General features: G+C 43.1%; 15 protein-coding genes. 9 read left to right on the top strand and 6 right to left on the bottom strand.

Features of this window, described 5'->3' with window-relative positions; translation table 11 throughout:
• Nucleotides 1-12: 12 nt before the first annotated feature.
• A complete protein-coding gene (locus QR722_RS15395) occupies nucleotides 13-2,106 on the bottom strand; it encodes a trypsin-like serine protease (protein WP_286283815.1) in 2,094 nt (697 codons plus the stop codon).
• A 372-nt stretch (nucleotides 2,107-2,478) separates the two neighbouring features.
• Here QR722_RS15395 and rplM point away from each other — a divergent pair, with 372 nt between their 5' ends.
• From rplM to QR722_RS15355, 8 genes are all read left to right on the top strand, one after another.
• Nucleotides 2,479-2,907: a 50S ribosomal protein L13 gene (rplM, locus tag QR722_RS15390; RefSeq protein WP_286283814.1), complete on the top strand. Its 429-nt coding sequence runs from the start codon at nucleotides 2,479-2,481 to the stop codon at nucleotides 2,905-2,907.
• Between the two features lie 11 nt (nucleotides 2,908-2,918).
• A complete protein-coding gene (gene rpsI / locus QR722_RS15385) occupies nucleotides 2,919-3,311 on the top strand; it encodes a 30S ribosomal protein S9 (protein ID WP_286283813.1) in 393 nt (130 codons plus the stop codon).
• Nucleotides 3,312-3,603: 292 nt separating this feature from the next.
• Nucleotides 3,604-4,242, top strand: coding sequence for a ubiquinol-cytochrome c reductase iron-sulfur subunit (gene petA / locus QR722_RS15380; protein WP_286283812.1), 639 nt, complete (start codon nucleotides 3,604-3,606; stop codon nucleotides 4,240-4,242).
• Nucleotide 4,243: 1 nt separating this feature from the next.
• Complete coding sequence (locus tag QR722_RS15375) at nucleotides 4,244-5,512, top strand: cytochrome b (RefSeq protein WP_286283811.1); 1,269 nt, start codon at nucleotides 4,244-4,246, stop codon at nucleotides 5,510-5,512.
• Entirely contained in the window at nucleotides 5,509-6,246 is a 738-nt protein-coding gene (locus QR722_RS15370; protein ID WP_286283810.1) for a cytochrome c1, read from the top strand. The genes QR722_RS15375 and QR722_RS15370 overlap by 4 nt, the downstream gene beginning before the upstream one ends.
• Nucleotides 6,247-6,398: 152 nt before the next feature.
• Nucleotides 6,399-7,031 (top strand): stringent starvation protein SspA, encoded by a 633-nt coding sequence (gene sspA, locus QR722_RS15365; protein ID WP_286283809.1) that lies wholly within the window; start codon nucleotides 6,399-6,401, stop codon nucleotides 7,029-7,031.
• 20 nt (nucleotides 7,032-7,051) lie between these two features.
• Nucleotides 7,052-7,453: a ClpXP protease specificity-enhancing factor gene (locus QR722_RS15360; RefSeq protein WP_286287699.1), complete on the top strand. Its 402-nt coding sequence runs from the start codon at nucleotides 7,052-7,054 to the stop codon at nucleotides 7,451-7,453.
• 78 nt (nucleotides 7,454-7,531) lie between these two features.
• Nucleotides 7,532-8,353, top strand: a complete 822-nt coding sequence (locus QR722_RS15355) for a DUF2989 domain-containing protein (protein ID WP_286283808.1) — start codon at nucleotides 7,532-7,534, stop codon at nucleotides 8,351-8,353.
• Between the two features lie 211 nt (nucleotides 8,354-8,564).
• Here the strand turns inward: QR722_RS15355 and QR722_RS15350 are convergent, their stop codons facing one another.
• The 5 genes from QR722_RS15350 to QR722_RS15330 form a co-directional block, all read right to left on the bottom strand.
• Nucleotides 8,565-10,382 (bottom strand): sensor histidine kinase, encoded by a 1,818-nt coding sequence (locus QR722_RS15350; protein ID WP_286283807.1) that lies wholly within the window; start codon nucleotides 10,380-10,382, stop codon nucleotides 8,565-8,567.
• Nucleotides 10,383-10,445: 63 nt separating this feature from the next.
• Nucleotides 10,446-11,021 (bottom strand): BON domain-containing protein, encoded by a 576-nt coding sequence (locus tag QR722_RS15345; protein WP_286283806.1) that lies wholly within the window; start codon nucleotides 11,019-11,021, stop codon nucleotides 10,446-10,448.
• Between the two features lie 6 nt (nucleotides 11,022-11,027).
• Nucleotides 11,028-11,621 carry a phosphoheptose isomerase gene (locus QR722_RS15340; protein WP_286283805.1) on the bottom strand — a complete coding sequence of 198 codons (594 nt, stop codon included), beginning with the start codon at nucleotides 11,619-11,621 and terminating at the stop codon, nucleotides 11,028-11,030.
• A gap of 55 nt (nucleotides 11,622-11,676) precedes the next feature.
• Nucleotides 11,677-12,036 carry a YraN family protein gene (locus QR722_RS15335; protein ID WP_286283804.1) on the bottom strand — a complete coding sequence of 120 codons (360 nt, stop codon included), beginning with the start codon at nucleotides 12,034-12,036 and terminating at the stop codon, nucleotides 11,677-11,679.
• On the bottom strand, nucleotides 12,023-13,957 hold the full coding sequence (locus tag QR722_RS15330; RefSeq protein WP_286283803.1) for a penicillin-binding protein activator: 1,935 nt from the start codon (nucleotides 13,955-13,957) through the stop codon (nucleotides 12,023-12,025). Before QR722_RS15330 ends, QR722_RS15335 begins: the two co-directional genes overlap by 14 nt.
• Nucleotides 13,958-14,041: 84 nt before the next feature.
• Between QR722_RS15330 and rsmI the strand changes: the two genes are divergently transcribed.
• Entirely contained in the window at nucleotides 14,042-14,881 is an 840-nt protein-coding gene (rsmI, locus tag QR722_RS15325; RefSeq protein WP_286283802.1) for a 16S rRNA (cytidine(1402)-2'-O)-methyltransferase, read from the top strand.
• The last annotated feature ends 41 nt before the right edge of the window (nucleotides 14,882-14,922 follow it).

Genomic DNA, 14,922 nt, shown 5'->3' with positions numbered 1-14,922 from the left:
CTGATAGTCATGCTAATCGAAGCTTTTTCTAAATGGCACTATCAACATACACAAAAACATTATCCAAATACTTGAGCCACCACCAGATGATGATTCAATTGGTGTCGGGAGCATGACTGGGTCGGTTTGATTTACCCCTGTGAAGCTTATGTTTCTCACTAGTGCTTGGTCATCTCCAGCCGTTGTATTTTGATCTTTGCGATATGTCCATTCGACTAAGTTATCGCCCTCTGGCAACTCAACAGTTTTTCTGGCAAAGGCCACTTCCCCAGAGATGAAGTCAATTTCTTCTCCGTTAACGATTAAATAGAGGGCGTCGAAAGGCTCTGTGGGTTCGTCAACATTTTCTTCTGATGAAACTGACCATTCAAAACTTAGGCTTCCTTCACCCTGTATAGATGCGAGTAAAATACTGGACTGGGAGCCACCTATAATGCCACTGCGCACTCCGCCACCGGTGTTGACACGCCAAACACTGTCCCCGCCACTAAAATATTCTACTGCAGTATTAATGCTTCCTGCTGCGCTTGCCAGTGAGCTTGCACTAGGAAGTGCAAAGGCGGAGATGTCTATGCCATTGGTGGGTATGTCAGACACATCAGAGGTTAAGTTAATTCGTGTTTGCTTTAGACCCGCAGTGCTTGTTAGCAAGGTCACTAACAGGTCGCAACTTTGCTCAGTTGCTAAGGTTAGGCAATTGCTATTGTCTAGGCTGAAATCTGCGGTGTTGCTTAAGCTAAAAGTAGGTGAAATGATAGAAGAAGAGTTATTCGTCACCTTATAGGTCTGGGTATGGGCCTTATTCACTGGGGAATTATTAAAATTAGCCTGGCCATTTATGCCCATCCCAAAACGGGTTGCATTAATAAAACCCAACAATTCGCCTACGCGAGCGTAGACACCAGGGTAACCAGAGGCTGCACAACCAATTCCCCAACTTGTAATACCCACTTGCAAAGGGCCGCTGTTAGACTCAACAAATAGCGGGCCACCACTATCTCCTTGGCAGGCACTTCTGCCACCCAAATCAACTGCAGCACAAATCATATTGTCGGTTATGCCAGTGGCGCTAGCAGATATGTTCTGCGACTGAGAAAACGCCTGTCGGCATTGGTTATTGCTAAGTATGGGTAACTCGACTTCTTGCAAAATATCAGGGAAGTCGCCAGTCGGACCTTCATCGGGTGCATAGGCAATTCGCCCACCCCAGCCAATTGATTTTGCAACTGTGTTATTATTAGCAAATTGAATGGTGGTTTGCGCGTCAGCTAACTGTATTGCTGGAGCGTCAACACTGCGAGTAAGTTCGATGAGTGCCACATCACTATCGAAAGTATTTTCATCATAATTAGGATGTGTGTAAATCCGCTTAATGGTGACCGCGTCATCGGCGCCATTGCTTAAATCATATTCGCCGACGTTAACCCGCAATTGATCTGCAAAAGGGGAGTCAACACAGTGCGCGGCGGTGAGTACCCATTTATCACCTAAGAAGGTAGCTCCACATGAGGCGTTTTGGGTTGAACCTCCAGCCAACTGGACACTTATTGAAGCTGATGGAGAAGAAAGTTGAATCAGCGCTTCACCACTTAGTTGCGATACGCCAACAACTGGGATAGTGCCGTCGAAGTCATTTCCTAAGGTGCCACTGGTGATTTCACCCGCAACATTATTGTAAATGATAGCGCCAATTCCACCACCGGCTTGACAATTTAGGGCTTTTTCTGCAAAGGTGAAAGTCCCTCGCTCGATGAGACAGATCCGGCCCTGCACGTTAGTACAAATCTCACCCGCAAGCCCGCAGGAACTAAGCAGTCCTTCCACTTCGCCTAAGGGCGAAAATAAAAAATCAGTTGAACTGTAAGTCTGTTCGTTAACCCTTGCTGTGGTAGTCACTTGTTGACCAACAGAAACCAGTGCAGACATAAATGGGTAGTCACCGAGCTGGGCATCAGATCCGCCGATAATACGGGCTTCGCCATTTGCTTGGGCAACAGACACAGCCTGCTTAATACGTTGTTGTTCTTGTGCTCTTAAGGTTTCAGCATGAGCTAAATGACTATGAATGACGAGCAACATAATTAATGAAAAACGAATATAATACACAGGCCTATTCCACTGGTTTAAAGTTGATGTTGAGCTAACTAATAGCTAAAGATTGAGTAAATATACAAGGTGCTGACGAGATAAACTATAAGCAATTAAAATTATTAAATACCCCTTTAGTACGAGAGTGGCTAAAAAAGGTGCTACAAATAAGCTGAATTTTTAATTTTGCTCTCGCGTTTTATCCAAACTTCTGTATAATTCGCGCCCTGCCCAGTTACGCCCACTTTGGGAAAGTGGAAGAATCATTCGACTCGAAGGGGTCATAGGTTTGATTTTAGAGGTTTTCTGGAATGGGATACAGTCGTTTTTAGCGTACTTGACCAAGCAGAAGACAATAGGTAACAATTTCGAGATATCGGGTATTTAATAATGAAAACTTTTGTTGCAAAGCCAGAGACGGTAAAACGCGACTGGTATGTAGTTGACGCTGCAGACAAAACACTTGGTCGTTTGGCCACTGAAATTGCGCTTCGTTTGCGTGGTAAGCATAAGCCAGAATATACACCTCACGTTGATACTGGTGATTACATCATCGTTATAAACGCTGAGAAAATCACTGTGACAGGCCGTAAAGCTAAGGATAAAAAATATTATTCTTACACCGGTTATGTTGGTGGTTTGAAAGAAACAACGTTTGAGAAGCTTCAAGCACATAAGCCTGAACTGATCATAGAGAAAGCGGTAAAAGGTATGTTGCCTAAAGGTCCTCTTGGACGTGCTATGTTCCGCAAAATGAAAGTGTACGCTGGTACTGAGCATTCACATGCTGCTCAACAGCCTCAAGTTCTAGACATTTAAGGAGCGAGAAAATGGCAGATACTCAATACTACGGCACTGGCCGTCGCAAAAGCTCTACCGCTCGCGTTTTTCTTCGCCCTGGTAGTGGTAACATTGTTGTTAACAAACGTCCTCTAGACGAGTTTTTTGGTCGCGAGACTGCACGTATGATCGTGCGTCAACCGCTAGAGCTTGTTGAATTGACTGAAAAGTTTGACCTATACGTCACCGTCGCTGGTGGTGGTATCAGTGGTCAAGCTGGTGCAATTCGTCACGGCATTACACGTGCTTTGATGGAATATGACGAGACACTTCGTCCAGCATTACGTAAAGCCGGGTTTGTAACTCGTGATGCACGTAAAGTTGAGCGTAAGAAAGTTGGTCTTCATAAAGCACGTAAGCGTCCTCAATTCTCAAAACGTTAATTGTTGGCGTTACCAATCTATTTCAAAAACCCGGCTTGTCCGGGTTTTTTATTGCTTAACATTTATCCGCAATAATGGTGCTTTACCGTCTAAATCCTATGGATTTAAAATTATTCTTATAAAACCACGCTTTATTTGTGTAAATCCTTGTCTTTAATAGGGGTTTTCTTTTATCATTTCGTGTTATTAGAAAACCGTCATTTCTTGTGCTAGTTTGCCGATAGAGAATCTCTATCAAAGCGACTTGTTACGCTCAAGAAGTATCACTAAATCCGAACTTGGAGAAAAGTGGATGAGCAATGTGTCAGATGATGCGAATGATTCGTCTTTGAATGGTAACCAACCTCAAGACAACCCTAGGCGCCGTTTTTTGACGGTAGCTACGTCAGTTGTTGGTGCGGCTGGTGTTGTTGGTGTCGCAATACCTTTTATAGGTTCATGGAACCCAAGCGAAAAAGCTAAGGCTGCTGGTGCTGATGTCGAAATTGATATTAGTAAAATCGAGCCTGGACAGCTGATCCGTGTTATCTGGCGAAGTAAGCCTGTGTGGGTAAGTAGACGAACTCCAGAATTGTTGGCTTCGTTGAAAAATCATGATGACCAGTTAAAAGATCCGAACTCAGAAACTGAACAACAACCTCCATTTGCGAAAAACTATTACCGCTCATTAAAAGAAGAATATCTGATTTTGGTCGGAATCTGTACCCACTTAGGCTGTTCACCGCAGCATTTAGCCGATGGGGATTTCGCTAAGTACGTTGAAGGCGTGCCAGAGGGCTTCTTCTGCCCATGTCATGGTTCCAAATTTGATATGGCTGGCCGGGTTTTTGAAAATGTCCCAGCACCACTGAATTTGCAAGTACCACCTTATTTCTTTGTAGATGATGGCACTGTTATCATCGGTTCGTTGGGCGAAGGGGAGACAGCTTAAGATGTTTAAAAATCTATTAGATTGGATCGAATATCGTATTCCAATGATGCGCGTTGCTAATATGCACGCCATCCAGTACCCCGCGCCGAAGAACATGAACTTCTGGTACATATTTGGTTTTTTGGCGACTATCGTTTTAATTAACCAAATAGTGACTGGTGTTTGGTTAACCATGAACTTTGTCCCTACCGCTGAAGGCGCCTTTGCTTCAGTTGAATACATCATGCGAGATGTACCTTATGGCGATATACTGCGCTACATGCATTCCACAGGCGCATCGGCGTTCTTTATCGTTGTGTATCTGCATATGTTCCGCGGCATGATGTACGGCTCTTACCAAAAACCACGCGAGTTACTGTGGTTGTTCGGTATGTTTATCTACTTAGCCTTGATGGCTGAAGCCTTTATGGGCTATGTGTTACCTTGGGGGCAAATGTCTTATTGGGGCGCACAAGTAATTGTATCTCTATTCAGTGCTATTCCAGTCATAGGCCCAGATCTAGTTGAATGGATCCAAGGTGACTATGTTATCTCGGGTGCGACCTTAAACAGATTTTTTGCTTTGCACGTAATCGCTTTGCCTTTAGTGATAGTCATACTAGTGTTTTTACACATAGTTGCTTTGCATGAAGTTGGTTCAAATAACCCTGATGGCGTGGAAGTGAAACGTAAAAAAGGTTCATTGACAGAAGAGCAAAAAACCAAGTTTAAAATGCATGAGTATTACACCGACAAGTACGACATTATCGATGACGTTGTACCTTTCTTCCCGCACATAGTGCTGAAAGATTTAGTTGCCTTCTGTGTATTCCTTGCGTTGTTCAGCTATGTAATGTTCTTTGCGCCAGCAATGGGCGGATATTTCTTGGAAGGACCAAACTTCGAAGTGGCTAATCCATTGAAGACACCTGCGCACATTTTTCCTGTGTGGTACTTCACACCGTTTTACGCGATTTTGAAAGCCATACCCGATAAATTGGGTGGCGTAATTATGATGTTTGCAGCTATTGTTGCGTTGTTCTTACTACCTTGGATTGACCGTGGCAGAGTTAAATCATGGCGCTATCGTTGTGGCTTCCACAGATGGAACCTGATTATATTTTCAGTGGTGTTTATTTTCTTAGGGTATCTAGGTGGTACACCACAGGAAAACTGGAAAATTGTTGCGTCACAAATCGCTACTATCATGTACTTTGGTTTCTTTGTTCTATTGTTTATTTACAGTAAAAATGAAAAGACTAAGCCTGTTCCAGAGAGGATCACAAAATGAAGAAGTTAACGTTTATTTTATGCTTCCTGTTTTCAAGCTCTGTTTTTGCAGCCGGGGGGGAAGATTTTCCGAACGATAAGGCTAACATCGATTTAACCGATAAAGCTTCCCTGCAAAACGGCGCTAAGATGTTCAACAATTACTGCTTAGGTTGTCATAACATGCAGTATCAGCGCTATCAGCGCAGTTTTGTTGACTTGGACATTCCGTTGGAGCTAGGACAAAAACACCTGCAATTCACCGGTGAAAAAGTTTCAGATCATATCCAAAGTGCAATCCCGGCAACGAGTGCTGCAACTTGGTTCGGTGCACCGCCACCTGATCTAACCTTAGTGTCCCGTGTTCGTGGCGCTGATTGGTTATATACTTACTTGCGTACCTTTTACGTAGATGAGAGTAAAACCTTTGGAGTGAACAACAAGCGTTTTCCTAACGTTGGTATGCCTCATGTGTTGCAGGAACTGCAAGGGACTCCAAGAGAGACCCATGAAGAGCGTATGATCGATGGTGAAATGAAGCAAGTATACGTAGGCATTAAAACTGACGGAAAAGGTGAGTTAAGTCCTGAAGAATATGATGCAGCGGTACTCGACTTGGTTAACTACTTAGTTTATGTAGGTGAGCCTGGTCGGTTGAAATTGGAAGCCATTGGCAAATGGGTTTTAGCCTTTATTGTGGTGTTATTCATTTTCGTTTACTTACTGAAAAAAGAATATTGGCGTGATGTGCACTAATTCGCCAAAAAATCAGGTATAATCCGAAAAGGGGCGAATCTGCCCCTTTTTTTAATCGGCTGGTAATATTTAATGTTACGAGCATTCAATCATCTTAAGTTACAAACAGACTAATTTGGTTGTTCTATATTGTTGATTCTGGAGGATAGTTAATGGCTGTAGCCGCGAATAAACGTTCAATAATGACGTTGTTCTCTGACACGAGTGATATTTACAGTCACCAAGTACGCATTGTGCTTGCAGAAAAAGGGGTAGGGGTTGAAATCAGCTATACTGAACCAACCAACTTACCAGAAGATTTGCTAGATTTGAATCCATATGGAACGGTTCCCACTTTAGTAGATCGCGAATTAGTATTGTACAAATCACACATCATTATGGAATATTTGGATGAGCGTTTTCCGCATCCGCCATTAATGCCTGTTTACCCGGTTTCACGGGGACAAAGCCGTTTGATGATGCACAGAATTGAGCAAGATTGGTATTCAATTGCGGATAGCATTATGTCTGGTAAAGGCGATTTAGATGCATTACGTAATGAATTGCGTGAAGCCTTGTTGAGTTTAGCGCCGTTGTTTGCAGAAACACCGTTCTTTATGAGTGAAGAGTTTAGTTTGGTAGATTGTTATCTTGCTCCATTACTGTGGAGATTGCCGGCTTTAAATATTCAACTTACCGGTACAGGCAGCAAAGAAGTGCATGCTTATATGAAGCGCATTTTTGACCGTAGTTCATTCAAAGCCTCGTTAACGGATCAAGAACGGGAAATACACGATCCACTTTAAGTGGAGCATGTTTTAAAATGATGACATCTCAGCAGCCTTATATCATCAAAGCTTACTATGATTGGTTAGTAGACAATTATCTCACGCCATATCTAGTCGTTGATGCAACTGTGCCGGGTACTTCAGTGCCACAAGAGTTTGTGAAAGATGGGCAAATCGTACTTAACGTTTCCCCAGACGCTTGTACAAACTTGAAGTTAGGCATTGAAGAGATTTCGTTTGATGCACGTTTTGGCGGAGTGCCACGGAAGTTAGTGGTTCCCTGTTTAGCGGTATTAGCGATTTATGCCAAAGAAAATGGAGCCGGAACCGTCTTCACAATAGAAGATGAATTATCGGAAGTGGAAGGCGAAACACCCAGTGTTGAGTCTCCGAAAAAACCGAATAAGAAGGGGCCACCCAACCTTACGGTTGTTAAATAATGAAAAGGCGCTGCACAGCGCCTTTTTTATTTGTTAAATTAACTTGGTAAAGTGAATTTAGTTAATTAGGAAAAATCTATGCGATCTTGGCTGTGCCTCTTAACATTAGTTTTAGTCGGTTGTGAAGAACAAAATGTGGCAGATGATTCGATTTGGAAAATCTGTGATCGTTATCAAGATATATGTGACTTTACCCATTCGGGGGCGTTGTGCTCAATTCCTCGTAATGATGTTATACGCGACTTGGCGAAGCAAAGAGAACAGCTTACCTCCATAAATACCTATCTAGCTTTAAGATCTTTAGATAGCTATAAAACCTGTCTTGAGGATGCGCACATTTCTCAGTCTGTGCGCAACAAATCAGACAAGCAATCGCAGGTCACCACTATCCAACAAATACCGGCATTACAGAAAAAGCTAGTCAATAGCACGGTAAAAATGTCTCGCCCTGAAGTGAATTTATGGTTATGGAGTCACTCCCAGCGGCAAGATAATTGGGAGTCAATGGAAAATGGTTTTCAAGACGCGAAAGAAGTCCACGTAGACATTTACGTCGCCTTGATGGCCGATGCTGCCGAAAATGATATGGAAAAAGGGCTAGAGTTTGCTCGTTTGGCTCTACAAAAAGCCTCGGTCATAGCCGACATCCAACCGTCAGTTTATGAATTTTATGTGGGTTATTATTTGGCCAAAAACGATTTGATAAAAGCGGCAGTTTGGCAAGGACTATACAGTGCGCTGGATGAGGAAAAAGCCCACATCAACGCAAATTATTTCAGGTTGTTTGAAAAGATGTCTACAAGTCAGATAAGCGCAGCACAATCTAAAGTTGATGAACTCTTGTTCGACGCCAAATGGCTAAATAAAGATATGAGCTCATTCCCCAAACAACTGATTTAGTGATAGGTGGGTTAACACATTAGTGAATTGAGAATGAGGTCGGTAATCACGATCTGCGGTGAAGGCTATAAAGGGTATCGACAAAATAGCAGGAAAGTCGATATTAGGTGCGTAAATCAACCTAATAAAGGCTTTGGAATAACTGCCCACTATAATAGTAACTACTATTCTTAGCCGGTACTGTTAAATAGTAAGCAATAGCGAACTAGGCTTAATCCTGCTGGGTGGGAAACGTCATGATAAACTCTACACCCTCTTCAGGCTTGCCGATGACTATGCTTCCTTTGAGCTTTTGCGTAACCAAATTAAACACTATGTGCATCCCCAAGCCCGACCCACCTTCTGACCGGGTAGTGGTGAAAAAGGGTTCGAATATATTCTCACGAACTTGATCACTTAGCCCTTTACCATTATCACGATAGGTCAACACTATTGACTGCTGTTTATTTAAGGTTGCATTAAGTTGTATAGAATGTTGCTTATTTCGCTCAAAACCATGTAGTAAGCTATTTTCCACTAGATTGGTAATGATTTGTGCAATCGCGCCTGGGTATCCGTGGATATCGATATTCTCATCAATGCTTTGGGTACATGTTAGGTTATACCCGACAAATTTAGGTTTCACCGTCATCAGCACTTCTTCAACGTAAAAGGCTAAATTAAAATCCCTTAAACCCTCTGAGCTTTGATCTACCGCCACTTCCTTAAAGTTATGAATCATCTCTGCTGCCCGTTGCAGATTAGCAATCAAAATGGTACATGACTCGCTGGTATCCTGCATGTGTCTTTGCATATAAGAGCGGGTGAGTGAGTTTTCCTTAAACTTAGTGGCAAGTTGATTCACAAACCTCTCTAAGCTAGTACTGGCGGTGACCGCCACCCCAAGTGGGGTGTTTATTTCATGAGCAATCCCAGCCACCAATCTTCCTAGCGAAGACATTTTTTCACTTTCAATGGCGTGTTGTTGCATCTCACTAAGGGTTTCTAAGGCAGTGCGCAATTCAGTATTTGCTTGTTCTAATTCGTGAGTACGAGTCTTCACTCGCTGCTGCAAAGTAAGGTTGGCTTTCTCAACTTTGCGAGCCATATCTAGCAAGAAACGAGTTAAATCATTCAGCTCATTAAACTGAGTTGGCTGTATATGGGCATCAAATACACCGTTGGCATACTGCTTGACTAGATAATTGAGAGAACGTAAGGGTTTAACAATCTTACTCGACATTAAAACGGCAATTATTATCGATGGGATTAAAATGGCAATCATCAGCACTAGTACGGATGACAAAGCTGTATTTAAAGGGACCGCACTTTCTGCCATATGTAACGAATAGACAATGTTGATAGACGGACCTAATTCTCCCAAAGGTAAGCTAACATGTTGCCACTCATCATCTGTAGGCGGTTGTATAGACGATCGGGTTAAAACTCCTTCATTCACTATGCTTACATGTTCACCTTCTGCAACAACCAGATGGTCAACAAGTGCTTGCAACGGGATAATAATCAGTAATTGAGCATTGTCGCCCTTGGTTGCATCAGAGTGTAAATCAGCGGCAACATTAATCAGAATGAATGTTTGCTGTTCAACTGTGAGCAGTGAGGCTTTTTCTGGGTTTATAGGGTTTATAGGGTTTAAATGGTGTATCAGTTGCTTTAAATTTGTCGTGGACGTTAATAGGGGCTGAGGTTTCGAATTTGGCGCTAACAGAATAATACTATCTATGACATTAAAACGTGTGCGCAATGCCTCGAGTCGAGGGAGCAGTCCTGAGTATTGACTGGTATCTAGTTGGCTGTGTGAGACGATGTCCGCGGCCTGATAGGCGATGTTGATGAACTGCAACAACACGCTTTCGGCTTTATGTAGGTTGCTCCGAGCTTTTTCCTGCAGCAAATCTAATTTTGCTTGAGAGCTTACTTCAGCGATTTGGCTGACTAAAACCACAGTAACTAACATAAATGGGATAGTCACCGCAGTAATAAATAAATTGCGCCAGTAGGTAAATATAGAACGACTTGCTAGGGCCAAAATTCTTCTTCTTTTGCTACTAAGGCTATAAAAGAGCGCAAACTAGGTTAGGCTACTTCAATCTTAAAGTGATTCGAATACTTTGATGACACGGGCAACTCCGCTGACATTTCGGGCAATGTCTACGGCAATATCCGCCTCATTATTTTTTACTAAGCCCATTAAAAAGACCTCGGAGTCTTCTACTACAACTTTGATGTGTAATCCGTCTATACGCTTGTCGCCAATTAAGGCAGTCTTAACCTTACCTTCTACCCACAGATCATTTGCCGAAACACTGGCAGGAATGACATTACCGATGCGGACTTGATTATGTACTTTAACTAAATTTTTCACACCCTGAGCGGTTGTTGAAATCTCAGTTAACATAGCTTGCTCAGGCGCTTGGCCAACTAATAATGCTACCCCGTTAAAAACGGTAATGTTAATATTGGCTTTCTCTAATTTCGTATTCTTGGTGATTGCGTTAGATAGCCGCGCTGCCGCTGTTTTGTCATCCACCTGAGTGCCTAATGTACGCCTATCGTGGGCCGCAGATGCAGCCCCTACGCCAGCCCCGACCACTAGTGCAGCGCAACCTTGTAGCACGCATAATAGCGTTACAATGATAATTACATAGTGGCGTTTGAGCTGGAACATTATTTGTTACTCCGGGGCTTGTTCGGGAAAGAGGCTATCGTCTATGCATTCGCATAGGTTGTGTATCACCAGTAGATGCACTTCTTGTATACGAGCAGTGCGGCTCGAAGGCACTCTGATCTCCACATCATTGGGGCCGAGCAAACCAGCCATTTCACCGCCGTCTTTCCCGGTTAGGGCAACAATAGTCATATCTCGGCTTAATGCCGCTTCCATTGCGCAAATTACATTCCGAGAGTTTCCACTAGTAGATATGGCCAATAATATGTCACCGGCTTGGCCTAAGGCTCTGACTTGCTTTGAAAATATCTCATCATAGCTATAGTCATTGGCAATGGATGTGAGTGTTGACGTATCTGTGGTCAACGCCATTGCGGGCAAACTGGGGCGATCTCGCTCGTAACGATTCAACATTTCTGACGAAAAGTGTTGTGCATCGCCTGCAGAGCCGCCATTTCCGCAAGACAGTATTTTATTACCGCGGATCAGGGCTTCAACCATCATTTGTGAAGCGCGAAAAATAGATTCAGGTAGCACTTCACCTGCGGCTATTTTGGTTTGGATACTTTCAGTAAAGTTAGCTTTAATTTGTTCAATCATGGCTGTCTCAGTAATTATTGTAATGTGTAACTTATGGCGGATAGTTTAGCGTGATTTACACACTCTTATACCATTGAATGTCATCACCATCTATAGCAACCAAGTCGATTCGGTGTGCCACCATTGCTGGGTTAAGATCGTGATTATGCATAAAATGTTTCATCGCCAAAGTGAATTTTTTTCTTTTTGCAGCATGAAAATATTCAGCCGCATGACCATGCTCAGTATTTTTGCGGTATTTTACCTCGACAAAAACCCATTCAGAACCATTTTTCATTATTAGATCAATCTCACCTGTTCGGCATTGATAATTGCTGGAATGGAATAGCAAACCATGTTCCATCAGGTATTGCCGAGCGCGATTTTCAGCTTGTTGCCCAGTTACCCGTGATAGGCTTTGCTTAATCCATTGCAAGCAGAATAACCTCGTTTTCTGTAATTTTACCAAAAGGAAGTTGGCGCAAAATATTGCCCTTAGAATCCACTGATAATGAGCCTGTCAGGCCCTTTTGGCTGACCTGCGGCAGGACACTTAAAGCTGCCAACTCAGGTAAGATATTTAATGAATCGTACCCTAACGCAAACAATCTCTTTAATGTGTCATCTCGTTGTGGCCAGATCTGCTCTACTTCTTGATGTAGTGCAAGATTGTTATTGCTGGGTAACATCCATGGCATATCTGAAAAAATCATATTGCGTAAGTCTCGCAAGCTGTTGTTGCTAAAGTTTTGGCTAAAACTACGTGATGACGCATAAACGGGCACGCTTTTATCATTGAAGGGACTTAAACTAGCTTCCACAATAGGATTTAGTAACTCTGTTTGTTCAGGAGTGGAAAATAATATAATGGCATCAACGTCGCGGCGATTTCTAGGTACCGCATAGATTTGGTGACTGGTGAGGCCCTCTATTTGATCGATTCGATCTTTGCTTTGTGCTACATCTAATAGTCCAGTCAAACTGGTTCGCATACTTTTATTGTCATTAAAGGTCGCAAGATTAGCTGGCGAATTATCACTAGATAAGGACAACCAACTTTGTAAGAAAGTGTCTGCCATTCTACGGCCAGCGCCATTTTCTTGAGAAATAACAATAGGGTGCCTGGCACCACTGTTAAATACTTTTAGTGCGATTTGCACCGCTTCATCTTCTGGTGACAAGGCGAAATAAACACGCAAGCCAGGTTTTATTGGCTGGGGCGGGTTCGGCAAAAGCTCAGACGATGATGGCAGTGCAGACGAAAGCTCCACTGGCGGCGTGTCTTCAATATCTAATCGATTCAGCCCTACAATGTTCAAGCCTTTGTCAGCCAGAGCACTGAACTCACTTAGTTTATCCTTCATAAGAGGGCCGATAACCACATCAAAATCAGCCGTCTGTGCAACTAATTCATTGATCTCGATGCTCTGAGAGTCAAAAAATCGCACTGCTGGGTAGGGTACATCTGCATTCATTTCTAGTTGCTTTGTCTGGGCTAAATAAGCGGCTATAACCCCTTCTTTAATAGCCAGACCCTGCTGTACAAAGCGACCACTTAGCGGCAATAAAACTGCAATTTTTTGTTGTTTTAGAGCAAGGGTTTGCATGGCCACAGAAATTTCCTCTGGCAAATGTTCAGACAGCGGATGTCCAGCAAAACGTTGTTGCCATTCTTGCACCGCGATTTGTAGTTTGTCTGCCTGTAAGCCGTAGCGTTGCACTATCAGACTAAGTTGCACCCAAGGGGTAAGCTCAGGTGCTCGTAAGCGAGCGGTTTCAAGTTCGGCTTCAGACAAATTTTGCAGCAGGTACCAAATGGTTTCAGAGTCTTCTGGTGTATTGTTAAAATAGCGGACTTTACTTTTTGCGGCGCTCAACCACTGTTTGGTGTGAATATAATAACGACTTTGAATATCGATCACCCGTTGCGTCTGACCCAATTCAGGGTTGATCTGAGGCAGGTAAATTCCAAGGGTTTTATAATCTACTTTCGGTGCTTCTAATAGGCACTCAGCTAGCAGTACATAGGCCAAGTTATGTAACTCGACATCTTGTATTTGGGGCTCTGCCAATTGCACGATTTTAGTTGTTTGCTGGCATGCACCAAGTTGTTGGTATGCCTCAGCAGCTTGCAATATATATTGATTGCGACGGTGTTTATCGCCTTCATTGCGATCGGCAAGTTCAGCTTGTTGTAAATAGTAGTCGGGATCGTTAATTGATTCCGGCTGCAGATTGTCAGTTTGCGAAGGCTGGTTGTCGATGACTACTTCTTGGCTGGTTTTCTTCGGGGTAGAGCCACAACCTACTATCAGTATCGACGATAAACAAATTACGCTCCACTTCAACTTATGCATGTATGTTCTCAAAAATTCCAACCTATTTGCTTTCAGGTAGTTTAAAATGCCTTATGCAGTAAAACAATCAAAGGCTGACCCTAAGTGACAGAAACTGGTACATTATTTATCGTTGCAACCCCAATTGGTCATTTAGACGACATAACCCTGCGTGCAATTAGCATTCTCAACCAAGTTGATATCGTCGCTGCTGAAGATACTAGGCACAGTCAAAAACTGCTGCAGCACTATGATATCAAAACGAGAATGACATCGTTACATGATCATAATGAATCTCAACGGGCTAAACAATTGATTGAACATTTACTTAAAGGTTCAAATGTGGCGTTGATTTCTGATGCAGGGACGCCCTTAATTAGTGATCCAGGATACAGCTTAGTTAACCAATGCCGACAGGCTGGGGTGACAGTTGTGCCCGTGCCTGGAGCATGCGCAGCCATCGCGGCAATGAGCGCTTCCGGTATGGCAACGGATCAATTTCGCTTCAATGGTTTTTTACCGGTTAAACAAATGGCGAAGCAACAAACCTTGGGTTTGTTGAAAGCTGAAATTGCCACCACCGTATTCTATGAGTCGCCGCGTCGTATCGTGAATACCCTCGAAGCAATCATTGCGGTGCTTGGTCCTGAACGCAAAGTTGTCATTGCCAAAGAAATTACCAAGGCATTTGAAACCTTTTATGCGGACACTGCTGAGAATGCTTTGGCTTGGTTATTGGACGATCCGAATCATCAACGGGGCGAGTTCGTATTGATGGTCGCTGGGGTGAAAATTGATGGCGAGGATTTACCTCAAGAAGCGTTAAGCCTACTCGAAAGTTTAATCAAAGAATTGCCCTTGAAAAAAGCGGCTGCCATTACCGCTGAGCATTATGGGTTAAAGAAAAATGCCCTGTACCAATACGGTTTGAGTTTGAATGACTAGGGTTAGTTCGCGATCCAAAAATCTATCCTTTACGAGCTTTG

The organism is Aliiglaciecola sp. LCG003 (genome assembly GCF_030316135.1).
GTDB lineage: Bacteria > Pseudomonadota > Gammaproteobacteria > Enterobacterales > Alteromonadaceae > Aliiglaciecola.
The sequence above is the reverse complement of the archived record's forward strand: the minus strand, read 5'-3'. Positions and strand labels throughout refer to the sequence as shown.

Excerpts from the sequence above, each read along its gene's own strand:
- rpsI (WP_286283813.1), top strand. The coding sequence starts at position 2,919 with ATGGCAGATACTCAATACTACGGCACTGGCCGTCGCAAAAGCTCTACC.
- rplM (WP_286283814.1), top strand. The coding sequence starts at position 2,479 with ATGAAAACTTTTGTTGCAAAGCCAGAGACGGTAAAACGCGACTGGTAT.
- QR722_RS15355 (WP_286283808.1), top strand. The coding sequence starts at position 7,532 with ATGCGATCTTGGCTGTGCCTCTTAACATTAGTTTTAGTCGGTTGTGAA.
- sspA (WP_286283809.1), top strand. The coding sequence starts at position 6,399 with ATGGCTGTAGCCGCGAATAAACGTTCAATAATGACGTTGTTCTCTGAC.
- QR722_RS15340 (WP_286283805.1), bottom strand. The coding sequence starts at position 11,621 with ATGATTGAACAAATTAAAGCTAACTTTACTGAAAGTATCCAAACCAAA.
- QR722_RS15345 (WP_286283806.1), bottom strand. The coding sequence starts at position 11,021 with ATGTTCCAGCTCAAACGCCACTATGTAATTATCATTGTAACGCTATTA.
- QR722_RS15360 (WP_286287699.1), top strand. The coding sequence starts at position 7,052 with ATGACATCTCAGCAGCCTTATATCATCAAAGCTTACTATGATTGGTTA.
- QR722_RS15370 (WP_286283810.1), top strand. The coding sequence starts at position 5,509 with ATGAAGAAGTTAACGTTTATTTTATGCTTCCTGTTTTCAAGCTCTGTT.
- petA (WP_286283812.1), top strand. The coding sequence starts at position 3,604 with ATGAGCAATGTGTCAGATGATGCGAATGATTCGTCTTTGAATGGTAAC.
- QR722_RS15375 (WP_286283811.1), top strand. The coding sequence starts at position 4,244 with ATGTTTAAAAATCTATTAGATTGGATCGAATATCGTATTCCAATGATG.
- QR722_RS15330 (WP_286283803.1), bottom strand. The coding sequence starts at position 13,957 with ATGCATAAGTTGAAGTGGAGCGTAATTTGTTTATCGTCGATACTGATA.